Consider the following 25,368-nt stretch of genomic DNA (forward strand, 5'->3'; position numbering starts at 1 on the left):
TTCTGCCACAGACTGGCGGGCCAGCGAGGAGAAACCCCATGTCCCAGACCAGTCCGAGACTCTATTTGCCGCTCGTGATGCCGGCACAGGCGCAAAAGCATGTCACCGTGAATGAGGCGCTGCTGCGCCTCGATGCCCTGGTGCAGACGGTGGTGGAGAGTGCCTCGGTCGATACCCAGCCTGCCGATCCTGATGAGGGCCGTGTCTGGATCATCCCCGACGGCGCCAGCGGTACTGACTGGTCCGGTTATCTGCCCGGCTCGCTGGCCGTGTTTCGCGACGGGTATTGGACCGCCATCCCGCCGCAGGGCGGATGGCGGGTGCATGTGCGCGACACCGGATTTGACCTGGTCCACGACGCCGCAGCGGCCTGTTGGCGCGAGGCGGCTGCGGTTGAAACGCTTGCGGCGGGCGTCAGCGGTGCGGCCAGTCAGGCGATTGTCATTGAGGAGACATTGTCCGGACTCGACGGAGCCAGCGCTACAACCTCCGTCGTGATACCGGCCCGCTCGGTGGTGTTTTGTGTGTCCGTGCGAACCCGGGGCGCGATCAGCGGCGCGGCGTCGTTTGATTGCGGCATTGCGGGGGAGACATCGAAATTTGGTGGATCGCTGGGAATCGCGGCAGGTGCCAGCAATCTCGGCGTCATCGGACCGACCGCATTTTACAGCGACACACCGATTGTGCTGACGGCCAAGGGTGGCGCCTTCACCGGCGGTGAGGTCGCGGTGGCGATCCATGCCTGGTTGCCGGTCGCGCCGGCTCCCGGGTGATCAGGACAATCTGGCGGCGATACAGGCCATCAGATCGTTCAGCTCGTTCTGGGTGGCTTCGGTCATGCCATGACCGTTGACGGCGACGAGCCGGAAATCGGCATGTGGGCAGGCCGCGGCGAGGTCGAAGGCGCTGCGGGGCGGGCAGATCATGTCATAACGCGAGTGCAGAATGCCCATCGGGATGTCCGACAGGCGCTCAGCCTTGGCGAAAATCTCGCCCTCGTCGAGGAAACAGCCATGGCTGAAATAATGTGCCTCGATCAGGGAGTGTGCCGCAATGAAGTCGCGGCCACGCGGGGCCAGGGCAGTTCGTACAGCGTCGGGTGGATTGTCGAGATAGGACAGGCGGTCCTCATACTCGGTCCAGCGATAAACTGCCGAACGGCGCAGGCCCACCAGTGGTGTATCCGGATCATCGAGGCCCGCGAGGTCGGGCAGGCCGGCGGCAATCTCGTCCCGCATTGCTTCAAGATACCAGGCCGCGATCGCGCGGGCTGACTGGCGCAGCGTCGGGGGCACCGGTTCAATGAAGGTTGCGAACGCATCGGGGAAGAAGCGCGGCGCCCCGGCAGCGCTGTGCCACCAGTCATGTTCTTCAGCGCGTGCCGTGAACACTGCTTCAACAATCAGGGCGCGGACCCGGTCCGGATGGGCCTGGGCGTAGACCAGGGCGAGGGTCGATCCCCAGGACGGGCCGAAAACCATCCAGGCCGGCAGGTCGAGATGGGTCCGCAGCGCTTCAATATCGGCGACCAGGTCGGCGGTGGTGTTGTTCTCCAGCGCGAGGTGCGGCGTCGACTGGCCGGCGCCACGCTGGTCAAACAGGATCAGGTCGAACCGGTCCGGATCGAACATGCGACGGAATTTTGCTGAAATGCCGGAACCGGGGCCGCCGTGCAGAAACACGAGTGGCAGGCCGTCCGGATTGCCGCAGCGCTCCCAGTACAGCTCATGTCCGCCGGTAACCGCGAGGCGTCCGGTCTGATGGGGTGTGCATTCGGGAAAGAAGGCGGTCATCGGGTCTCCGTGACGAGCAGGGCACCGCTGTCATGCGCCAGGGATTCAAGGGGATCTGCCGTCCGACTGGGCGTTGTCCGGGCCTGACGTGTCATGGAACGCCCCTTGTAACTGACGCGTATCGTCCAGATGCAGCTGGGTTCGGCGTCCGTGGTTCCGGGGCTCGCCGACGCCGCCAGTTCATGCAGGAAAACGTCGGGGCCGTCGGCGAGCGGACTGTATTCGAGTAGGAAATTCGTATCGGCAAAGCCGGCTTCGATCCGTGACCGGGCGCTTGCCAGATCAAGCGGACAATTGTGTCGGTCGGCCAAGCGTTCGGTCATGTTGATGATGGTGTAGACGACCGGTACCGCAGCGCTGTCGGCACTGGCCGGAGCGCGCGTGGTCACAATCCCGGCGGCGCCTGCCAGCGCGATCAGCAGAACGGCCGCCGCGCGAACCCCATCCGATTGAAATGCCTGCAAAGCACAGCCCCGTCCGACTTCCCGGTGCTGCTGCCAGCAAGCCCCGTCCCTGTTCAGCCAATACCAGACCAGCGCGCAACGACAAGCATCATCACGAGTCGGCGCGATATTCGGATATGTCGGGCTGGCCTGTGGTGGGGCGGGGGAGCTGTCGGAAGCGGAAAGCATTATCGCCACCCGCACCGAAATCCTCGAAAAGGCCGAGGCCCGAGCCGCCCGCCAGACCTTGCTCAGCCCGGTCGATGGCATCGTCAATGCCGTCAATGTCACCATGATCGGCGAGGTCGCCGAGCCCGGCGAGCCGGTGGTCACCCTGGCCCCGGCCGGCCGTGAACTCTATGTCGAGGCCTGCCTCCTCAACCGCGATGTCGGCTTCGTCGCCGAAGGCCAGGAAGTCCGCATCAAGCTGGAAGCCTTTCCCTTCATGCGCTACGGATATCTCGATGGAATTGTTGAGCAAATTTTCCCCGACGCGATCGTTGACCAGAATAGGGGGCTGGTCTATCCGGCACGAATTAGGGTTGTCTCCAATGAGATCCTGCTCAATGGTGTGCAACCTGTACTGGCTGCGGGGATGACAGCCACGGTGGAAATCAAGACCGGTCGGCGGGGCGCGATCGCGTTCCTCTTGAGTCCGGTGATGCGGGCGATGAACGAGGCGGGACGGGAGCGATGAAGCGGGTATCTTGGGTATTCACCGTGATGCTGGTGTTGGGATTATGCACCGCATGCGGCCACGCCAAGCGTGGCACCCAAGCCGTTTACCAATATTCGACAATCTCAAACACACAGCAGACGTGGCGCTTTTACATGCGTGACTGCTTGAATGTCGATCAGTATGCAGCAAACCCCGCCGAGTGTTCTCAGGCCATTGAAAGCCTCTCATTTGCAATTCGCAACTCGGGAGCGTGCCAACTGGAATTCCAATTGCCGTCACGGACAGATTTGTCGAACGAGATGTGTCCGATTTCCGCTCGGTCTGTTGAAAATTTCTCAAATGTCGTTCGCTGCGGCCATGTCGATTGCAATGACGAGCTAGGTGACACCCCATTGGGGGCAAGCCATACGCTGTTTTGCGAGTTTGCGAGGCCAGATTATCTCCCAATAATCGCAGGTTCGCCGGCGCCTTGGTTTTACGATGAAGCCTTGCAGCTTCATTTTTTGCCGGCAGCAAGTCCAGAGTTGGGCCAGACCCAGGGGGGGCTGAGTCCTGATGAGGCTTTGTCTGCGTGCCACCCAATTTTCTTTCGCGGGCGACCGGCTCCCAGTGCCGACTGTCCCATTTGTTGACAATGATCGGCCGCCCGGAATTCCGGCCAGGGGTGGTCGAATTCATTGAGAAAAGAATGGGCGATCGTCGCCGTTTCGGCTGTCGCCGTCTTGGCATGCTTCTGGCCCGGGAGGGGCTGGCGGTACGGCGATTTACAGGCAAGCGCCGTCCGATGGTGGTGCCGAGCAGATTCACTCAGCGCAGGAGCCTGGGCTTCAGGTCTGATGCTCCCTCGGACGAGCGTCGCCTCGGCACGCTGAGCGTGGTCAACGACTGCATCCGCGAAGCGCCGGCGATCACGGGCGACACCTCCAGTCGCGAACCGACTTCAAGGAAAGCCGGACCATTGCCGTGGCCGAGCGGCGTCGGTCTGCGGCCTGAAGCCGAGCGGCCGGCGACCGTTCAAGACCGATCTGCCTTAGTTGGACAGCGCCCGGATCAACGATTTCGCTCGACGCGCGAAACCGCACACGCTATGATGGAGATATTCTGAAAAATAACTTGGGGGCGAATTCATGATCCGGTCTTTCCTTCAGCGAGGCGCGGTACTGTCAACCGCCCTCAGCGCACTCTCTCTGGCCCTCGCGGCCGTTTCGGGCGCCAGCGGACAGGGGGGCGATGGGGCCCCGAATGGCGAAAATTTCGCGGATATTTTCGAGGGCGTCCGCAATCTGCAACCGATACCGCTCGACATGTCGAACGAGCGTCACCGCGCCTATTTTCTCGAACAGCAGAGACTGGCAGGCCTGACGCCTGACAATAGCGACCATCTCGCTCATTTCATGGAGCTTGCCCAAGCCTATCACGGCTCGGTGGGCATGCCGTCGGCTGGTCGGGTCACGCTGACTTCGGAAGGGGAGCGGTTCGATCCCGACACTGGCGAGGCGACCGACAACGCTGTAGGCCCGGTCCATACCATCACATCTTTTCAACAGGACCAGGCCAATCCTTTGACCTATCGCGCGTCCGCGCTGGCGTCGATTGCGGATCAGCCGCCAACCTGCACTCACACCCTGATCGTTACAGACCAGGACGGTAATCCGCAGGGCAATGGGACATCCCTGGTCCAGCAATTTGCCTGCGAGGCCGTGCATCTGAGTGCACAAGGCACGCTCGACGAGAGTGACGCCTGGGCTGGTACGCAGATGACGTATTACTGGATCGACCAGAGTGGAACGCCGCATTCCGGAACGCTCCGCGCAGCGGGTTCGACCATCCCGACATCCATCGTGTCGACAGATCCTGCCGACAAGAATGGCGATGGCATGATCAAATTCTGCTTCGGGCGTCAGGCTGCAGATTGCGATTATCAGCCGTCTGGCGCTTCCGCCAGCAATGTCTTTCTGCCGATCGTCGGCTATGCGACCTACGACACGGCGATCATTGATCCGTCCACGGACGCCGAAGCGAGCGTTTATATTGCGATCTCGCATCCCGAACCGGAAGCCGGTGGTGGCTGCACGCTCCAGGGCGATACGTCGACCTTCCTTCAGGACTATGTGACGCTGAGCAACGGGGACATGCAGGTCAACTGGAACGACCCGACCACACATTTCCCGGCAATCGACAGTAGCTGCATGCCGCATGGCTCGATCGTCTACTACACGATGACCATGAATATCGATCTGACCTCGGGCGGGAACACGATTCCGGTCTTCTTCGGCGTTTCCAGTTCGCCGGAGACGCCAGTTTCGACTGGCCGCTGGTATCAATTGCCCTCGACCCGCATTTACTACAGCTGCGTCGCGGCCGGGACGCAGGTCACGCTTGCGAACGGCGAATCTCGCGCTGTGGAAACGCTCGATATAACCGACCGGATTGCCTCCAATGAGGACGGCGATGCGATGACGGTCTATTCGGTCTATTCCGGCGAAGAAGAGACCATGGTCCGTCTCGTGACCGTGTCGGGGCGCGAATTGCTGATCACCGAGAGTCACCCCGTCGTCCTGACGACAGGGATTGTGCTGGCCGGCGAAATCCGCCCGGGCCAGAGTGTGCGGACGGTCGATGGCCCGGAAGCGGTCCTGTCAGCGGACCGCGTTGCCTATAACGGCCCCGTGCACAACCTGTCGGTCGGCACGGAGGCGGACGGCATCGCATTGACCAGTCACAATACAACCTTCTTTGCGAACGGCGTTCTCATCGGCGACAACGAGATGCAGTGGACGTTCTCGAGCGAGCGTCGGCGCGACATCCTCGCGGAACGCGGCGAAGTTGAGGCGGAGACCGTACGGCAAGGCATCTTGCGGTAATCGGCACGCGACGCGGCCGCCATGACTGCACCCGTCATTCTTCTCGCCGCCTACGACCCCGGTGCCTTCCATGCGCAATGGCAGTTGCCGGGGGCGGCCCCGGCCGGCCTGTCGGGCTTCCGCCTCGACATCACCGGTTCCGGCGGTTTTGCCGCCCGTGAGGAGGTTGGCGCGTCGAGCCGGTCAGACATGTGGGACGTCACGCTCACAGACCTGTCGCAGACCTATGTTTTCACCGTCACGGTGCTGATCAACGGCGCGCCCGGCGACACCAGTCTTCCGGTGACGCTGTTGACGACGGCGCTGTCCCTGACCGGTATCGTCTACGACCTTGACCCCGATACGCTGACGTTGAGCTGGGCTCCGCCGAAGAGCGGCGCCGAAGGCGGGATGGCGACCGTCACCGGTGGCGGGGGGACGCATAATGGCCAGGGCAAGAATGGCACCCGCATTGCCGTCACGCTCGACCCCTCGGACACTTATCAGATCACGGCAAGGGCCTATGCGGATGCGGGCGTCGTCCTGGGGCCGACGAGCCCGGTTTACGCCCCCGTCATTCTTCCGCTGACGCTCACGGCAATCACCTATGATCTCCAGCCGGATATCGTGACCGTCAGCTGGGTCCCGCCGACCGGCACGGCAACCGGCGGGCTGGCAACCGTCGCGGGTGACGGGGCCACGCGAAACGGGACAGGCACGGTCGGAGCAAAAGTCCGCGTCACGCTCGACACCACAAAGATCTATCAGGTTACGGCGCGCGGTGCCGCCTATGACGGGCTGGTGATGGGGCCGGCAAGCGATGCCTATGCGCCAATCGCCGACCCGCTCAGCCTGACCGAGATAACCTATGACACCGACCCGGCGGACGTTCTTACCGTAGGGTGGGGATCGCTGCGGGGCGGAGCGGATGCGGGCCTCGCAACGCTTGTCGGTGGCGGCGCCGCCCACAGCCAGTCCGGGGTCTCGAATGCAGTCTTTCCCGGCACGCTGAATTCCGGGACGGCCTATCAGATCACCGCCAGGCCGACCTCGCATGACGGGCTCGTGCAAGGGCCGGCCAGCCCGGTCTACGCGCCGATCATCGACCCGCTCGACGTAACAGTGATCAGCTATGATCTTTCGCCGGACATGTTGAGCGCGGAATGGAATCCGCCGCCTGCGCCTGCAACCGGCGGCAATGCGACACTGGTGACACCGACCGCCGTCCTTAACGATTCCGGTACAGTGTCTGCCGTCTTCTCCACCACGCTGGATGCGGCGAAAGCCTATAGCCTGACGCTGCGACCGTCGGCACACGGTGGTCTGGTACTGGGCCCCGCCAGCCCGGCATTCACGCCGATCGTCGAGCCTCTGTCGCTGATCTCCCTCGTCTATGACGTCGGACAGCTGACGGTGCAGTGGACCCCGCCCGCAGCGCCCGCCGCCTCCGGACAGGCGACGCTCACCGGGCCGTCGATCTTGCGCTATGGCGAGGGAAAGGCGGGCGCGCCGTTCGCCATCACACTCGATCCCAGCCTCAGCTATAGCGTGACTTTCCGGCCGGTCAGTGCTGACGGTATCGTCCATGGTCCGGTCAGTGAGGTTTTCCACCCGATCGCGCAGCCGATCGCGCTGAAATCCATCGTCTACGACGTCACGCCCTCGGAAACGCTCGGCGTGGCTTGGGAGGCGCCGGCTGCACCTGCCGCGGCGGGGCTCGCCGTCCTCCACACGTCCAGCGGGGTAAAGAGCCAGACCGGTACGAGCGCGGTCAGTTTCGCCACCGCCGTCACGACGGCCGACACGATCACGGCACGCCTGATCGATTCCACCGGCCGCATCGAGGGTCCGGCCAGCGCGGACCACACGCCGATCATGGAAACCACGACGATCAGTCTCGTCAGCTACGATCTTGACCCCGATCTGGTGACGGCCGACTGGGCACCCGCCAGTGCGACACCCAACCCGGCCTATCGCGCCGAGCTGACCCCCGCTGGCGGGACGTCGCAGTACGCCACTGGCAGTGCGACCACCGCGCAATTCCCGGGGACCCTGCCGGTCGGGGAGGATTCGTCCGTTAGGGTCCGCATCACCGATGCAGCTGATCTGGTCAGAGGCCCGCAAAGTGCGGCGGTGATCCCGATCACCGAACAACCCGGCGGGGCGCGGCTCGATTATCTCACCAGTGACCAGTTCCGCGGTACGTGGTCGGCGGTGACCGGATATGATGGTTATCTCTATCGCTTCGATACGGGCGACACGCCGGGGACACCGACGGCCTCGGCTGGCCCGAATGTGACGATCGATCACGCCATCGCAGCGGGCACTGCCTATGCCTTCCGTGTTCGGGTCAAGACCGCGAACGCCCAGGGGCCTTGGAGCACGCCGGCGCCTGGCCCCTATTTGATGAGTGCCCAGACCGAGCATGACGGGCTCGGCCGGCTAACGCGTTTCTCGGCGACCGGATTTGGCGACTTCGTCTATTCCCGCGATGCTTTCGGAAACATCCTGTCGGCAAGCTTTGCGCCGGCAAGCGGCGGGAGAGGCGAATGAGCGCGCCCGCGACCGCACCCGACCTGACGCTGTCCTATGTGACCGACTATCTGCCGCCGGCGACGACGCTTGTGCTCGATGGCCAGACGCGCGCCCAGCACACCTTCGCGGGAAGTGGTGGCGATAATTTCCCGGGGCTTCCGCTGACATTGGGGCTCTGGATCGGCACGTCGGACAGCACCGCCGCCACGATCATCGAGTATGCGGCGAGCGGCACCGGTGGGACGACGCTGTCGCTGTCAAACGCGTCAGCCCTGACCGTCTCGATCGGCGGCACGGACTGGGCGACGGGCGTGTCTGTGGCGACCGGACGGTGGCGTCACATCTGCGTGGTTCTGACGCCCGGACGATGGGGCATGGTCGATGCGCTTCTACAGGTCGACAGCGTCACGGTGGCGGTCAAGCCGGCCGCCTTCAGCATCGCGGCCGGCGCGCTGGGTCCGGCCGGTACACTGACGCTCGGCGGGACGAGCGCCGCTGCCCAGCTGACCGCGAAAGTCAGCGAGCTTCAACTGTGGGCTGTCGCATTCGATGCCGGCGAACGCCTGACCTGGCTTCAGCGACGAGCCGCCGCAGGTACAACGGGGCTCTCGCTCGGATGGGCGCTGAGCGATACTGCAACGTCCGGAACCTTGTCCGGAGCCAGCGCCTCGTCCTTCGCCCCGTCTGCTCTGCGCTTCCGGACGCACAGGCCCGCAAACACCGCGATGGCGACGGCGCGCTGGACGACCGTCAGCGGCAGTACCGGCTATGACGTCGAGGTCCTGTCTTCTGCAACCGGTTGGGTGTCGAGGGCGAGCGGTGTCAGTGCGATCGAACTCGCCCTCGACGCTTTGCCGATGAGAAGCCCGGCGAGCGGGCGCGTGCGGGCGGTCAACGCTGACGGGGCAGGGCCCTGGAGCGCCATTGCGACATTGACGCCGCTTGATCTTGAAGCGCCTGCTGCGACGCTTGGCTGGCAGAGTAGTGATACCGAACTCTGGGCTGACTGGTCCGTGCCCGGCCAGTCCGACAGTTACACCTATCGCCTGGTGCGGACGCCAGCCGCGTCGCCGCCTGCCGATCCTGTGACGCAAACGGGGACGAGCGCGAACATCTCGACCTGTCTCGCCGACCCGAATGGCTGGCAGGTCTTCGTCACCGCCGCCGTGGCGGGCAGTCGCGGGCCGGAAAGCCCCGCCGGGCCGGTGACCGCTCCTGATGTCTCGCTTTACTATGTCGACCAATCGGGAAACGGTCAGTTCGAGTTCGACTGGCCGCCGAACGAAACCGACCCACCGTCCGCCAGCTTCTCGGTCAAGACGGGCGCAACTTCGCTGGCCGGGGCGGTCGTGCATTCGCCAACCTCGCCGCAATCCTTCGATAGCAACGCGCCGGTATCGAGCGGCGAGACCGTGACTGGCAATGCCCGCTTCGTGCGGCTGGCGGCACTGTCCGCAACCACTGAGCGCACGATCACAATCAATGATATTCCGGAACCGGCACCATGTTTCGATATCGCCCCGACGATTGCCACCGAAGCGGTATCCTGGACCTGGGGTAGCGTCACGCAGACGCCGGAATTTGACGTCACGCTATTCCAGGACGGACAGCCGGTCGAACAGTCTTTGAAGACGACCGCTCAGAGTCTTGCTCTGACCAGCTATCTGCCCTCGGAGGCGGCGGATCTCGCAAGGTTGACGATCCGTGTGCAGGGCGTCGATGGAGGGACGGTCGGCCCGCCCAATGCTGTGACGGATGGCGAAACGACGACCGGGGCGCTGGTTTATCGCTGGCCGGGCGGGACGAATCCCGGAACCGCAGCTTTCGAATGGACTCCCGGCACGGCGACAGGCCAGCAGGTCTATGGTCGCGTTTTCAAGACCGGCGAGGTCGCGACCTATTTCCATGGATCTGCGGATCTTACCAAGAAAGTGCTGACAGTTTCGGCGCCCGATACAGGCTTTGCCGAGGGCGACACCTATACCGCGACGCTGAGCGTTCTCGCCGCCGGTTCCTTCACCGGCATGTTCGCTTCGTCATTGACGATCCACAAGCTCGTTGCTCCGAGCGTGACACTTCGGGCCGATAGCACGAATACAACTTTGACAGCGAGCTGGAATCCGCCTGCCGGCGCCCCCGCCCAAACCAGTTACGTTGTGTTGTTGAACCGCGCGGCGCAGGCGGCAAAGGCCGACACGACCTGTGATCTGACAAGCCATCTAGCCGATTCTGATGCTCTTTCGGTACAGGTGGAAGCGACCCTCGACAAATCCTACAGCGCGCCGAGCACGTATAGCGACGCCCCGTCCCCTGCGCCCTCGCTGATCTATCAGGCAGCTACCGGAGGGGGCGGCACCCTCAGCGGCAGCTGGAGCCCGGCGGAGATCACTTATTACGAACTGACGGCCGGGCAGACAACTACAGCCGTGCTGGCCGATGACGGTAGGGCGCAGTTGACGGTCTCCAACCCGGTTGTCGGGACAGATTACACGCTGAAGGTCAAGTCGATCGCGACTTGTCAGCTGGGTGCGATGGCGGAGACGCCAACGGTAACGATTGTTGATCTTGCCGCACCGAGCGTGAGCTTCGCCGAGGCGACTGGCGCCGATCTGGCTGTGAGCTGGGCAGCAATCGATCCGGGCACCGGTTCGGCGGTCACGTATCAGGTGCGTTTGGATGGCACCAATGACGGCGCCCCGGTCAGTGCGACGACGACCACGCTCACGGACGTCCTCGATCGCAATCCGGGGCAGGCCGAGCGGATCGACGTCCAGGCGATCACAACGGGTTCGCACGGCCTGTGGAGTGCGGTCGCGACGGTCGATGCGCCCTCGAGCCTCGGGCTGCTCTACGATCCGGAGACCGGGCAGGCGACCCTCAGCTGGCCGGCGGCCACCGGTGCGAGTGCCTTTGCATTGGCGGCAACGCCGGGCAGTGGCGCCGCCGTCCGCGGCTGGACCAACGTGCCCGGCACGAGCCCGCCTGCGACCTATTCAGAGAGTATCCAGATCGGTTCGGTGCCCGCAAACACGGTCATCGCGGCCTCGGTGCGGGCACTCGGCGGAGGCATGATCGCCGCGGAAACGACGGCCAGCGTCACAATGCGGGATTTCCCCGCGCCCGGCTTCACCGCATCGAACGTGCAGGATGACCCGGGCAACCACCAGCTGGACGTGTCCTGGGTGTTCGATCCCGCGGCCTGGGGGCTGACGTCTGCGAACACGACGTTCGACGTCGAGGTCGACGATGGCGGCACGAAGGTTGGCTCCAAGACAGGCGTCCAAGGCAATTCCACGACCGTTCCCTATCCCGCTGGAACCACACCTGGCACGGTTTTGACCGTCAAGGTCCGGGCCATTGGTGACGGCGTTATCGGCGCTTGGACAGCGCCGGTCTCGATCAGCGTCGGCAGCGGGCTTGGCCAGCCAACGATCACATATTTCGCCTTTGACGCGCAGAACACGATGACGCTGAGTTGGACTGCGGTCGCACCTCCGGTGGCCGGTCAGAAGGTGACATACGAGATCGCGCTAACCGGGCCGGGCATTTCAGCCTCGTACAAAACCCGGACGACGTCGACCTCGGCCAATATTGCCGCAGGCACGACACATGTTGAGCAGCACCAGACCTACACGGCCACCGTGACGGCGGTGGAGCCGGCGCCGGCCGGACCGGCCAGCGCACCGCGAACTGCCTCAACCAACCAGCTACAGCCCAGCCCGCCAGGTGGCGGCAATGGCGATCATGGTGGCGATCCCTTCGATCTCGCGACCGGTGCTTATCTCTATTCGCACGCCGATCTGGCGGTGACGGGTGTCGTGCCGCTGCGACTGGTTGTGGCCTATAATTCCATGCTGGGCTGGCCGGACGATCACCCGATGTTCGCTGGCCAACCCCTCGGGCCGCGCTGGACGCATTCCTTCAATGCCCGAATCTACATTCCCCCGACGCAGCCGGCGGAGCCCTATCTGTCGCTACTGCCTGGCTCGCCTTCGGTCATCAGCTACGACTTTCCGACGGCAGTCGGCGTCGTGACCCAGCGTGATCGGCCCACGGGCGATCTGCTGGTCTACAATTCCGACGGCAGTTTTACGCTCGACAAGCTCGACGGCAGCCGCCAGTTCTTCTCTGCACAGGGCCGACTGACGCGGATCGAAGATCATTTCGGCAATGCGCAGGTTCTGACCTACACACCGGCTGGCCGACTCGACCGCGTCACAGATCAGGGGTCTGGCCGTTATCTGCAGTTCGCCTATGTCGATTCCAACGATCCGGAGAGTCTGCTGGCCTCGGTCAGCGACAATACGGGACGGACGGTGAACTACGCCTATTCCGGCGGCCTTCTCAGCGCCTCCACCGGACCGCAGGCGGGACCACGCCGTTTCACCTATACCGGCGATGCGCTGATGGCGACGGCGGGCGACGAGAACCAGCACACGATCGTCTCAAATACGTACGACCCGACGTCGCACCGTATCGTCCGGCAGCGGACACCCAATGGCAGCGCCCAAGGCCAGCCTTGGGACTATGTCATTACCTGGTCGAGCGGAACGGATGCGGAAGGGCATGAGACCGTCATTGCCGCGATGACAGACCCGAAGGAGCAGCAAACGACGACTACCAGTCTCGCGGTCACATTCGACACCGTCGAACAGGTCATTCCGCTTTCGGACAGCATTGTGGCGCGCAAGACGCGTGTGTTTGACGGGGCAGGACGCCTGTTGAGCGAAACGGCGCTCGAAGGCGCTGGCAGCGCACCACCGAGCGATGGACCGGCCGTCACCTACGCCTATGACGATCGCGGCCGGGTGACTCTCATCGATCCGCCGGGCCTCGGTTCCGTATCGCGGAGTTATGACACGTCCGGCAACCTCCTGACCGAGGCCGATATTCTCGGGAATATCACCCGCTACAGCTATAACGCCGACAATACCCTCGATAGCGTCACCGAGGCCGATGGCACACGGACACAGTTCACCTACAAGCCGGGTGCGATCCGGGGCCTCGCCATCTATATCGACAGCTATCCGGGAGACGGGGCGGGCGGCACGACGAACGCGCCCAACCGCGTGAGCCAGACCTTCACCAGCAAGGGACAATTGCAATCGCGAACCGACGCGACCGGCAATACGGAGAGTTTCGAATACGCCTCCGGGACCGGGTGGCTGACCAAGCGCACAGTGGCCAATGCCGACGGAACGACAGCTCTGATCGAAGTCTTCGACAATGATGCTGCGATGGGCCTGGTGACCACTTTATCGCAGCAGTATGAGGGGCAAGCGGCGAGCCAAGCTTTCGTGACGGGCTTTGTTTACGACCCGGTCGGCAATCTCACCCAGCGGACCGGTGCCGCAGGGTCGGTGTGGGACTTTACCTACGACGCCGCCAATAACCGCCTGACCGAGACCTTGCCGGAGATCGACGGCAGGCGCGATGTCCGGACCTATGACTATGACGAGATCAACCAGCTCACCGGTATCGTCGAACAGGCAAGCGGTCCCCGCGTGGCCTACGGCTTCGCCTATGACCCGCTCGGCAGGCTATCGGCCACGACCGATCCCAACAGCCATACCATCGACATCGACTACGCCCAGATCGGGACGGGCAATACGGCCCTCGTTCGGGAGACGATGACCTATCCCGCGCCGGCTTCCGGGGGCAAGACGATCTCGGTCTTTGTCGATCGCGACGCGCTCGGGCTCGAGCATGCCTTGAGCCTGCCGACCGAGGACGGCGCGACGCCCGTCGTCCTGACCCAGGCCTTTGCCGCCGAGCCGGGTCTGGCCGATAGGACGACCGGCCTGCGCCGGACGCTGACCGCTCCGCCCCCGAGCGCTGGCGGAGCCACAACCACCCAGTCCTGGGTCACCGACGCCGGGGGTGGGCTCTATGCGTATACCGACCAGAAGGGGAAGGTTTGGAACTGGTGTCGCGGCACCCAGGCTTCGAGCGTTGGCAGTTACGTCAATCTCACCCGGACGTTGACCGACCCGACCGGCCGGCGGCGCGTCAATGTCGTCGATCCGAACGGGATGAGAGTCGCGGTGGAAATCGGTCCCGACGGGAGCACGCACACACACGGCTTTGCCTTCGACGCGCTCGGGCGGATCCGGCAGGTCGTGGAACCCATCCCGGCCGATCCCCCTGCCGGCGGGGGAACGCCGGGGCCGGCGACGACGCTGTTCAGCTACGGTTTCGACGCGGCGCAGAGCCAGACCACACTCGATGTCATGCCCTATGGTACCGCCGCCTCGCGCTATTTCTACGACGGTGAGGACCGGCTGGTCGGCTACACCGCGCCATTGGGCGTCAGCGGCCGCTATACCTATGGACGCGGCGACTTGATGACTTCCTGGACCAATGGCCGAAATCAAACCGTCAATTATGGTTTCGATTCGGCCGGTCGGCTGGTCTCGGCGCAATATCCAGGCGGCGATACGATCACCCACACGCTTGATGCAACCGGAAACCGGCTGGAGACGTTGCGCAACGGCGCGGCCGAAATCCACCGCACGTTCGACGATCTCAACCGGATGACCGCGCGCACCGCCGGAGGGCAGACGGTTGGCTATAGTTTCACGCCGTCGGGGCAGGTTCACGTCCTGACCTATCCGGACGGAAGCAAGACGGTGACTTACGGTTATGATGGGCTCGACCGCCTTTCAACCGTTACCGATTGGGCTGGCCGGGAAACACTATACACCTATGACCCGACGGGGCGCGTGCAGGTCGAAACGCTACCCGGCGGGGTCACCGTCACCAATACCTATGACGACGCAGGACGGCGGCTGTCGATGGCCGCAGGCAGTCCGGACGACGTCCTCGTCGCCCGCACCGCTTACACGTATGATGACTTCGCGCAGCTGCAGACATTTGACCAGATTACGCCGGTTCCACCGAGCGCTCCAACGACGTCACCCGATTTCACCTATTCAGCCGACCGTCTGACCCAAATAGGGGCAGATCACGTCACGTATGACGATGACGGCAACATGCTCGGCTGGGCCGCAGTGGGTGAAAGCGAGATCGGTTATGATGCGCTCAACCGTGTCGCGGCGCTGGGGGATCTGTCTTTCACGTATGACGCCGATGGTCTCAGAGTCGACATTGCGGGAGGGGCTGCCGGAGACCAGGCCGTCGTTCACGACATTGCCGACTATTGCGCACCGCGTGTCGAACAGGCTGATCCGCAACGGGCGATCCGGCTGGTCAGCCAAACCAATTCCCTGCCGTCCATGCTCATTCCCGAAGGCGGTCGCGGCCTTGCTGACCCTGCGCCGGAAGAATCGCCGCTCGACCGGGTACTGGCCCTGACCTCCGGCGGCAAAACGTCGAACTTTGTGTATGGGCGCGGCCTGATCGGCCGCGAAGACGGGGATGGTCATTATGAAGACTACATATTCGATCCGCTTGGGAACACGCTTGCCCTGACCGACGCGTCCGGTGCGGTGACCGGCGCGCGGGTTTATGACCCGTATGGAACGCCGCTCGGGGCGAGTGGCACCTCGCCCGCCCCCTTCGGCACCGTCGGGCGCTGGGGCGTGTCCGAGGACCTGTCCGGCTGGACGTACATGCGTGCGCGCGAATATGCGGGCAGTGCATACCGCTTCACGACCCGCGACGTGATCTATGGCGATCCGCGCCTGCCGCAGACAATCAACCGCTACGCCTATCTCTCAGGACAAGCGCTGCGAATGATCGACCCAACCGGGCTCGGCAATGATCACGATGGCGGCGGCGGCGGCGGCGGCGGCGGCGGCGGCGGAGGCGGCGGTGGCGGCGGTGGTGGTGGCTGGGGTCTGTTCGGTGCCATCGTCGGCGGGGTTGTGGTTGGCGGACTTATCGGCGGTGCGATCATCGCCGGTGGCGGCATGATCGGCGGCGGAGGCGCAGCGGGTGGCGGCGGTCTCGCGGCGGCTGGTGGCGCTGGAGCGGGCGCCGCCGGAACCGGGGCGACAGGCACCGCTGCCGGCGGAACTGCCGCGACCGAAGCCGCGACGTCCACCCGGTGGGTCGTCCGCGCGCAAAGAGGCCTTCAGACATTGCGACAGCGTATCAGCACGCCTGTGCGTAACGGATATGTGCGCGTTCCGAGTTCCGGCGACATCGAAATGGATGTGTTGGCCGCCGACCACCCCCACAGTCTATGAGGTCCGGTTGATCGATCATGCTTACGCTGAATGACTTTGCCAACAGTATCGACCCGGCGACGGGCAATCTCGCTTTCTCGCTGCCCCTCGCGGCGCTGCCGGAGGGAAGCGGGCCGGAATTTGCCCTTTCGGCACAGTATGCGAGCGCACTGGACGGGGCGGCGGAGCAATCCAATCTGACTGCGCCGACTGGCTGGCTGGGCCTCGGCTGGACCCTCAACCTGCCATCCATTGTCGCCCTGCCTGAACCGGATTCCCTGGCGCGGGGGCGGCGCCTCTTCCTTGTTCGCGACGGGCGGATGACCGAGCTTGTCCCCATTGAAGACGAGGCAGACGTCACGGTCAGCTATGGCACTGTCGCCGGAGATTTCTGGGTTATCCGCTATAGCGCCGCGAATGAAAGCTGGACGCTGATCGATGAGGACGGGCTGCGTTGGCGCTTTGGCGGCACGCCATCCTCGATCGAGCTGGGCGTGGCTTGGGAGGGCTGGAGCGGAGCTTCATCTGTTACAACCGGGCAGTCCTCGCAGGCGGTGACCTGGTGGCTGTCTCGTCTGACCGATCTCTGGCAGCAGACGGTCGACCTCACTTACACGCAAACCACCGAAACCGTTGGCGACGGCAGTGCGGCCTACACGCAGAGCACCCGTCTTGCCCGGGTCACGCGCGGCGATGGCGCCCGCATTGATCTGAGCTATCAGCCCAAAACCACTGACGAATACGTGCCGGCTCACCAGACGCCGCCAGCGCCAAATGCCTGGCAGGACCGCTATGAATCCCATTTTCTTGCCTCCATCAGCGTTACGGCCGGCGGCGGCGGGCTGCTAAACCGCACCGAATTCTCCTATGCGCTGATGGGTACCGGGCCGCTGACCAAACGGCTTCTGACAGCGGTTGCCTATCGTCCCGGCGGCAGTCCGGGCATGCCGGCCACGACTTTCAGCTATCAGGTCGCCGCTGGAGCGGATTGCGGCATGATGACCGGAATCAACACCGCGCTCGGCGGGACGGTGGAGGTCGAGTATGCGGCCGTGACGCCGGCCTTTTCGGACCGCTCCCAGTCTCTGTCCGCGCCCGCCGGCGGCCCGTTCGGAACGCCCGCGCTGGGTTTCGCCGCTGATTTCGTCGTCGCGGCCTGGCCCGCGACCGATTCGAGCTCGGTAGCGCTGCAGGCGTCGAGCTGGGACGGGCGATGGGTGCCGGCCGATCTCGGCACACTTGCCACGAGCACAGCCGCCCCGGACTGCGCGGTAAAGACGGCCGGGCTCACCTTCGCGGCGCAGACCGCGACCCAGTTCAAGGCCTGGCGCACTGACCCGCGCATGTCCGGCGCGTGGACCGCATCCGACACCGTGACAGTCGCACTGTCGACGCCGGCGAGCGTCGATCTCAGCACAATTGACGACTGCGCCGGCATACTCGGCAGCAATACCGCGGTGTTTCAAGCGTTGATCTGGAATGGTTCGGAATGGGCCGAACGCGCCGCGGAAACGCTTGGCGGGGCGGATAGCAGCCCGCTTTGCGCGATGGATGGTGCGGGCGACGCGCTGGTCGCGGTCGTTGCTGACACGACAAATGCCGGCAAGGGAATTACCGTCCACCGGATGGGGCCGGGGCCGTTCGCGGCCTGGCAGAGCTCCAGCGACGTGCTGGTTCGCGATTCCGGCACGCTGAGCACAGTTTCGGTGACAGCCGGTTGCGGTTTTGCGGTGATCATCGTCGCCGGTCCGGCCGGCGGGCGTACGCGCGCGCGTGCCATCATCGTTGACTGGCTCGGAAGCGGCGGCCAATTCCGATCGACCTCCCTCACACAGTTCAACGTTGATACTGGTGGCGATATTCCGGAACCCGTGGTCAACGGGTCGAGCATCGCGCTGGGCGAACTGATCGCTCGCTATGACGGCCAGCAATGGACGATCAATAGCGTCGAGGCCATCAAACCATCCGGCGCGCAAACACTTCAGTCGATCTCTTGTGCTGCCGACCAGATCGTACGGACCTATTCGACGGCAAGCGGAGACCTGGTCGCCAGCCTCACCGCCTACAATCCCAATACCACCACCGGCGCGCCGTGGGCCATTGCCAACTCCGTAACCGTTCCGTCGGGCGCCTATGCCGCTCGTGCGGCGGCGGGCACGGTTTGGGCCAATCGCTATGTGCTCATGCCGCACACCTCGCAGGACGGGCAAACGACCGGCAATGCGATCTATTACCAGTCGCCGGACATGAGCTGGGGGTTTGCAGGCGTGTTGTCCGACACGCTCTCAGCGAGCGACCTGCCGAGCCTTCAGCTCGCTGGAGAGCGCTTCCTCGTCTATCAGTCCGGCAGCTCGGTCACGGCGATTCCATTGGCCGACGGTACGCTTGACACTGCGAACAAGAGCGCGATCAGCGGTAAGCTTCTCGTCTCGGGCGCCGCGGCAAATCTGTTGGTCGGACCGACGGCTTTCGCGACCTATAGCGGTGACTGGACCAGTGGCCCGACGATCAGCCTGCATCGCGTGACGCGGGGCGGAGCGGATGGAACCGCCTCCGTCATGACGGTCAGCCGCCTGCGATGCCTGCCCGGCAACACGACGGACACGACCACCGGCTATGCGGTCATCGACCGCGCCCCGAGCTATGAGACGGCATCGGCCGTGATGGCGCCGTCGGGTCGGGCGGCCGCCTTCAACCGGACCACGATCGCGAGCCAGTCAGGCAGCGGTACGGCGTGCGGGTCCGTCCTCTACGAGATGTTCAACATGCTGACGGCTGCTGAGGCGGCCTCACTGCCAACCGCGAAACGCCCCGATTATCCGACGGAGACTGGCGCCGATCCGTCCACCGTCACGCGCCTTCTGGCCGGGCTGGCCTACAGGACGACGACAAGTTGGCTAGACGACGCACAGATGGCGCAAAGCAATACCACTGACTCTGTTGTGAAGGCTGTTGCGCGTCAATTCTTGCCGGCGGGCGGCGACTATGCGCCCTGTGGCTTTTTCTCGCGTATCGTCAAGACCACCGTGGTCACGGACGGCGTCACTTCAGTCTTGTCAGTCCAGTACAATCAGAACGGCTTTCCGGCCAAGGTCACGGGCGCTCGTTTCGACGGCGAAGGCCAAACCGAAACGCTGGAAACTGAGATCACCTATTTCCCGGAAGTCTACACGACCGACGTGCCGGAAAACCTCCTGTCGCCAGTCGTGCAATCGATCTCCAAGAGCAATGGTGCGTCGGTGAGCGGGCAGGCAACCACCTGGTCGAGCGACTGGGGCACGCAGGCCACGGATTGGGCGGTTCAGCGCATGTTCGTCGCGGCCGACAAGGATTTCGTCCCCTTCGACGCCTGGACGACCGGTGCCACACCGACGGGATGGCGGCTCGAAACCGAAACGCGCCAGCGCAACAGCTTGGGCAGTCTTGTCGAGGAGGTCGACACGATCGGACGGGCGGTTACGAATATCTATGACCGTTCCGAACGCCATCTCGTTGCCCGGTTCGGACTGTCCAACCCACCGGAGGCGACATATTACGGCTTCGAGCCCTATGAGGCGACAGGGCCGTGGTCGTATCAGGGGGCGTCTTCAATCACGAGCCATATCGTCCAGACCCAGTACCATACCGGATCCCAGTCGCTAGAAATCGCTGCCAGCCCGCCCGCGTCTCCGCAAGGCGCCGTCGCCACACTGCGCGGGCTCGACGCGGATCGGCGCTATATCTTTTCGTGCTGGATGCTGCCGGCGGCTGGCTTCACACCCGATGACACCAAGGCCCGTTGGACACTGCAGGCCTATCAGGACGCCACATCCGCGACGCCGGTCGGTGATCCGGTGGTCGTTGGATTCCCGGCCAGCCCAGATGGCAAATGGGTCTATATCGAAGCGGTGATCGACCTTCCGGCGATTGCTGCGGCAGCCGGCCTGCCAGCCGACACGGTTCTCGGTGTCGGGATCGATGGTTTCAATGCCATCGATGGCGGTGCGGCGGTCTATGTCGACGAGCTGCGTTTCTGCCCGCTCGATGCCGTTTATTCTGCGGTTGTTTTCGATCCGTCGACCTGGATGATCACCGCGTCGCTGGGCGAGAACGGCGCGACCGCGCGTATCGTCCGCACCGAGAATTTGCAGACTGTCGCGACGATCGGTCCGTCGGACGACAATGTCGGCGTCATCTCCGCGACCGCCTATGCGCGAAACCTGTCCGGCCAGGCTGACAGCTATGATCCGGTGCTTCCCAACCAGGTCGTGCGCGTCAGCTCGTCAAGCTTCGGCGGATATCAGGACTTTGATCCGTCCGACGTCGCTGATTGGACATTGGCGAGCGGATGGGGCATCGCCAATCGCCAGCTCACATTTGCCGGTTCAAGCTCCGATCCGATCGGCAGCCGCGCGGAGCTGAAGAACTTCACCTCGAGCAATTACGCGGGCCGCGTCCAGCTGTCCGGCGTGGACCCCGCCTTGACGACCGTGTCGATCGGCAGCGGCGACCTGTTCGTTTCCTGGGTGCCGGGCAGCCCAGGGAAATGGCAATTGCGGCAGTCGGACGGCGGTGGCGGATGGACGACACTTGCCGAGCGCGGCGGTGCGTTCGGAACCGGATGGCTGTTCGCGGTCGTCGATGGCGTTGCTTTTTTCTTTGTCGACGGCAATCAGATATTCGGCGATCTGCTCGACTTCGTCCCGCAGGGCAAGCTGATCATCGCGGCCACTGGCGCCGCGAATTTCGAGCAATTGGTGATCGCCCGCGATCCGTCGATCGATGTGAGCTTCGTCGACGGGGCCGGCACCCTGCTTCAGACCATGGCCATGGTCGACCGCCAGACGGCGCAGATTTCCGGCATCCTGTTCGACGAATTCGGCCGCCCCAGTGTCCAGCGTGAACCGGTGCAACAGACGGTCGCCATTGGTGACGGAGCTGCCACGCCGGCCATCGCCAGCCGCACGGAAGGCGCGCTGACCACCTATCTGCCGGACAAGGCGGGTGGCACTCAGATGACGATCGCGGAATATCTCGATCCGGCCGTCAGCGATGCGCCGTTCAACCGGACGCGGATGGAAGCCTCGCCCTCCGCGCGCCCGTTGGAAATTGCTGGTCCTGGAGCGGACCATGCGCTCGGCAGCGGCCATACAGTCAGGCTCGGCTATGGCGCCAATGGCACGGGAAGCTGGCTTGATCAGGTGCTGACCTCCGGCGCGCCCGGCCGCGCCGCCGGCAGCTACTATCTGAATACCGTGACCGACCCGAACGGAAATCAGCTGCAGACCGCGACAAACCAGTCGGGTCAGGAGATCGCCAAGGCGTTGATCGAGAACGGGAGCACGACGCCGATCCGGATCGAATCCTACCTTTATGACGGGGCCGGGAACCGGATCGAAACCCGACTACCCAACTATTACGACCCGCCAGCGGACGCCGACAGCAATACGGTTTGGAAACGTACATCCATTTACGACTTCCTTGGCAACCGCACGGGCGAGACCGGCCCTGACAGCGGGACGACCCGCTTCATGTATGACAGCGTCAACCGGCAGCGCTTCTCCATGGATGCCGCCGGCGCGGCCCTTAGTCCGCAGGTTATTCAGTACTCGAAGTATGACGCCCAGGACCGCGTGATCGAGACTGGCACGGTATCCAAATCGGGTCTGACCTGGGCCGATCTTGCGGCACATGTCGATGATCCGATCTGGCCGGAAGCCGCCGACGGGGCGCTGTGGCTCGAGCGTTATGAGTATGATCGTGTCGCCGGCCCGGGCGCACAGCCGCCCAATCAGGTTGGCCGGCTGATCGTCTCGCGGTGTAATCGGAGTGCGAGCTGGACCCCCGGGGCGACCGAGATCGATACGGAATCCTTCGTCTACGACCGCGCCGGAAACGTTATCACTCAAACCAATTCCACGCCCGGTTTCGATGACACCATTCGTCAGACCGAGTACGCCTTCGACAATCTCAACCGGCCTATCGAGATCGTTTTCCCGCGCGCGCTTTCCGGCACCGGACAACCGCAGGGCAATCCCGTGAACGCGACCTATTTCTATGATCGGCTCGGCCGCATGGCGTCTGTCGGGGAAGGTGCGGACGGCACCGAAGTACTCGACCCGGACAATCCCGTTCCAGGCCCTGAAGCGCGCTACGCCCGCATGAGCTACGACGCCCGCGGCCTGCTTTCACAGACCGTGCTGGGCATGAATTCCGGCGGACCGATCCAGCAAACCGGCCGCTATGATATTGCAGGCCGACCGTTGACCGTCGGCGGGGACTATGTGCTGCAGACGCTCGCCTATGGGAATGGCGGTATCGGCGGGCCGGATGAAGCCGAGCGCGTGGCAACCAGCACAATAGCCTATATGCGCCACCCGGGCGCGCCCGACGATCTTGCCAGCGGTCTGATCGGCACGCCGCGCACCTGGCAATATGGCTATGATACCGCCGGAAACCTGTGCGCTGCGATGGCATCCGATGCCGGTGAGGATACAGCTCTCAACACCGGAACCGCCACCCACCCCATCACCTATGACGCGAATGGCACGCTTCTGACGGTACCGCGTGGCCCTGCAACCGAAACCTATCATTATGCTGACCCGGCGTCGGGAAAACGAAGCCAGGATCGTATCCTGAGCATCACGACGCAGGTCGATCAGACCGTTGAACTCTCATCAGGCACGTTGCCAGAAGGTTGGGCAGTGTCGGCGAGCAATGCCGGGCCCAGCCCGGTCGATATTGTCACTGGGGCGGGCGGAACAGTCGCCGACTACATCCAGATGGCCGGCGGCACGGCAAGCTATCACCAGACGCTGCGCTATTCCGGAGCGTTCGGCATGGCGCAGAGCTATCGACTGGCCTTTCAGTGGAAAAGCGCGGCGGGATTCGCGGCGGCGCAGGGTCCCGCTTTACTTCAGATCGTCTTCCGCGATGCACAAGGCGACGTTTTCCGCACAACACTGACCGATCTCGGCGCCGGGGCCGACGACTGGACGGCGGTCAACGCCGATTTCGACCTCGCCGATCTTTGCCGGTCGCTCGCCATCATGCCGGCCGATGTGGTTTCCGTGTCCCTGGAGTTTATCAACGGCAAGCGGCAGGACGACGGTAGCGCCGGGCCGGCCCTGATGGTTGGCGCGCTTGTCTTGTCGACCCTGACCATGTCGGGGTCGACACTGGGTTACGATGCGGCAGGCCGACTGGTCTCCAATCCGCAACGCTTCCTCAGTGCGATTCAATACAGGCCCGGCAGCGGTCAGATGGCCGAAGCGAGTTTTTCTGCTCCTGCTGCGGTGCAGAGCGCCAGCTATTTCTATGGATCCACCGGCCAGCTGAGCACGATCACGGTCACGCCGCGTAGCGGCGATCCACGATCGACACTGTTGATCCGGGCGCCCGGCGGGGCAGTCATCGCCCGCTACGACCGCACGGGAAGCGGGCCGGCAACAGGCACTTTCGAAATTCCGGGCAAGGCGGCCGGACTCGCCCGGATCGACACGGATGCCAACGGCGCCGCGCGCTATTATTTGCGCGACAATCTGGGGTCGGTTCGTGGCATCGGGGTTGAGGGTAGCGGCAATGATGCCGGGCTGGAATCCTACTATGATTACGGCGCGTACGGAGAACTTGTTTCGGCCTCCAGCCTCGATACAGAAGGCGGGCGTTATACCGGCCAACGGCTCGATCCGGCCAGCGGCCTGACCCAGTTCGCGCTGCGCGGCTATGATCCGGCCTTGCGTGCCTTCCTCAGCCCCGATCCGGGACAGGAGACGCCGTGGCCTTACGCCTATGTCGGGAATGATCCGATCAACCGGATCGACCCCGACGGTGCCTTCATGCAGTTCGTAATGGCGGAGCGGACGCGCAACTGGGTCGGTCTTGCCCTTTTTGTCGGGGGCTCGATCAACATTCTCTGGACAGTTGGCCAGGCCGTGATTGAGGACCCTTGGGGCGGTGTCGCCGATGCCACCGAATGGGTTATTGGGCGGGTTGTTCTGCCACCGATCGCGGTGATGGCGACGGCTTCCTGGCTGCTCAGCCCGGTGCTTCGCAATTTTGCGAATGTCGTACATCGCGGAAATCCGCATCACCGGACTTGCCCGGTCGTCTCGATTACCATGGATATCGGGGCGGGCATGGCCGGCGCCGGAATGTTGAGCGCCGTACGCGACATCTCCCATGGCTATGTCCGTCGCATTTCCGAACCGCTCGGAGTGGGCGAAATGGGTTGGCGTGCTTTGGGCGAGGCTTGGAATGGTCTTGTTCCGGCGATTGTCGGCTCGCTCTATCAGCATTTGTACTCGCCGCGTCTGAATGCGTTCGGCGTCCGGGGCGTGCTGAACGGTCCGCGCGTCCACCGGATGGCGAATGGTGGCCACCATGAATATTTCCTGCGCGCTGACGGCTTCTACGCCTTCGAGGAATACATTGAGGAAATCGGCTGGATTCCGTCTTTCCTGGAGCAGGGCAATGCCGATATGCGGCGTGATACGAATTTGGCGCTCGCGATATGCCGCCCCTTCAATTATTTCGAACTCTTCGGTCAGCCGCGAATGCGCTATGGCAACCCGGCCTATAAAGCGACGAATCTTGTGCTCGAGCATCGGGATGTGTTCGGCTATGTGCTGTTCCTGAGCCATGCCCACCACACGCCTGGGCGCGGTGGGCCGCGTCATGTTGGCGTGTCGGCAATCATCCGCCATGGTCATTCGGTCAGCTACTATCTCTATGTGACGACGCGGGACGCGCTTTTGCCCGCCGCGGTCCCGAACGTGTTCACGCCAACGAACGGGACGCGCGCCCTTGGCCCATGAGCGGTGCGAGCAAGGTCGCGCGCTGGCGGCGCGGCGGGCGCGACACGCACTGGAAGATGGACGGGCGGATATTGCTTTGGGTATCCGGCGAAACGCACGGATCGCCTTTTGCCCGGCGCCGAATGGCGGCAACCCGCAGCCTTAACGCCGA

9 protein-coding genes are annotated in these 25,368 nt (G+C 63.8%); 7 read left to right on the plus strand and 2 right to left on the minus strand.

Annotated elements, in window-relative coordinates:
- Positions 1-38: 38 nt before the first annotated feature.
- The gene (locus AWH62_RS05760) at positions 39-773 is read left to right on the plus strand and encodes a DUF2793 domain-containing protein (protein ID WP_075189535.1); all 735 of its coding nucleotides are present in this window, start codon (positions 39-41) and stop codon (positions 771-773) included.
- Here the strand turns inward: AWH62_RS05760 and pip are convergent, their stop codons facing one another.
- Entirely contained in the window at positions 774-1,793 is a 1,020-nt protein-coding gene (pip, locus tag AWH62_RS05765) for a prolyl aminopeptidase (RefSeq protein WP_075189536.1), read from the minus strand.
- Entirely contained in the window at positions 1,790-2,257 is a 468-nt protein-coding gene (locus AWH62_RS05770) for a hypothetical protein (RefSeq protein ID WP_075189537.1), read from the minus strand. The genes pip and AWH62_RS05770 overlap by 4 nt, the downstream gene beginning before the upstream one ends.
- Before the next feature lie 187 nt (positions 2,258-2,444).
- Here AWH62_RS05770 and AWH62_RS05775 point away from each other — a divergent pair, with 187 nt between their 5' ends.
- The 6 genes from AWH62_RS05775 (at position 2,445) to AWH62_RS05795 (ending at position 25,217) form a co-directional block, all read left to right on the plus strand.
- Positions 2,445-2,933 (plus strand): HlyD family efflux transporter periplasmic adaptor subunit, encoded by a 489-nt coding sequence (locus AWH62_RS05775; protein ID WP_255371585.1) that lies wholly within the window; start codon positions 2,445-2,447, stop codon positions 2,931-2,933.
- Between the two features lie 670 nt (positions 2,934-3,603).
- On the plus strand, positions 3,604-4,020 hold the full coding sequence (locus tag AWH62_RS16765; protein WP_158025575.1) for a hypothetical protein: 417 nt from the start codon (positions 3,604-3,606) through the stop codon (positions 4,018-4,020).
- A gap of 22 nt (positions 4,021-4,042) precedes the next feature.
- Positions 4,043-5,779 carry a Hint domain-containing protein gene (locus AWH62_RS05780; protein ID WP_075189539.1) on the plus strand — a complete coding sequence of 579 codons (1,737 nt, stop codon included), beginning with the start codon at positions 4,043-4,045 and terminating at the stop codon, positions 5,777-5,779.
- Positions 5,780-5,800: 21 nt separating this feature from the next.
- The gene (locus tag AWH62_RS05785; RefSeq protein ID WP_075189540.1) at positions 5,801-8,311 is read left to right on the plus strand and encodes a hypothetical protein; all 2,511 of its coding nucleotides are present in this window, start codon (positions 5,801-5,803) and stop codon (positions 8,309-8,311) included.
- Positions 8,308-16,443, plus strand: a complete 8,136-nt coding sequence (locus AWH62_RS05790) for an RHS repeat-associated core domain-containing protein (protein WP_075189541.1) — start codon at positions 8,308-8,310, stop codon at positions 16,441-16,443. The genes AWH62_RS05785 and AWH62_RS05790 overlap by 4 nt, the downstream gene beginning before the upstream one ends.
- 17 nt (positions 16,444-16,460) lie before the next feature.
- Positions 16,461-25,217, plus strand: coding sequence for an RHS repeat-associated core domain-containing protein (locus tag AWH62_RS05795; RefSeq protein ID WP_075189542.1), 8,757 nt, complete (start codon positions 16,461-16,463; stop codon positions 25,215-25,217).
- Positions 25,218-25,368: the final 151 nt, after the last annotated feature.

The sequence above is a fragment of the Maricaulis sp. W15 genome, assembly GCF_001924955.1.
GTDB classification, from domain to species: domain Bacteria; phylum Pseudomonadota; class Alphaproteobacteria; order Caulobacterales; family Maricaulaceae; genus Maricaulis; species Maricaulis maris.

Excerpts from the sequence above, each read along its gene's own strand:
- AWH62_RS05760 (WP_075189535.1), top strand. The coding sequence starts at position 39 with ATGTCCCAGACCAGTCCGAGACTCTATTTGCCGCTCGTGATGCCGGCA.
- pip (WP_075189536.1), bottom strand. The coding sequence starts at position 1,793 with ATGACCGCCTTCTTTCCCGAATGCACACCCCATCAGACCGGACGCCTC.
- AWH62_RS16765 (WP_158025575.1), top strand. The coding sequence starts at position 3,604 with ATGGGCGATCGTCGCCGTTTCGGCTGTCGCCGTCTTGGCATGCTTCTG.
- AWH62_RS05780 (WP_075189539.1), top strand. The coding sequence starts at position 4,043 with ATGATCCGGTCTTTCCTTCAGCGAGGCGCGGTACTGTCAACCGCCCTC.
- AWH62_RS05785 (WP_075189540.1), top strand. The coding sequence starts at position 5,801 with ATGACTGCACCCGTCATTCTTCTCGCCGCCTACGACCCCGGTGCCTTC.
- AWH62_RS05790 (WP_075189541.1), top strand. The coding sequence starts at position 8,308 with ATGAGCGCGCCCGCGACCGCACCCGACCTGACGCTGTCCTATGTGACC.
- AWH62_RS05795 (WP_075189542.1), top strand. The coding sequence starts at position 16,461 with ATGCTTACGCTGAATGACTTTGCCAACAGTATCGACCCGGCGACGGGC.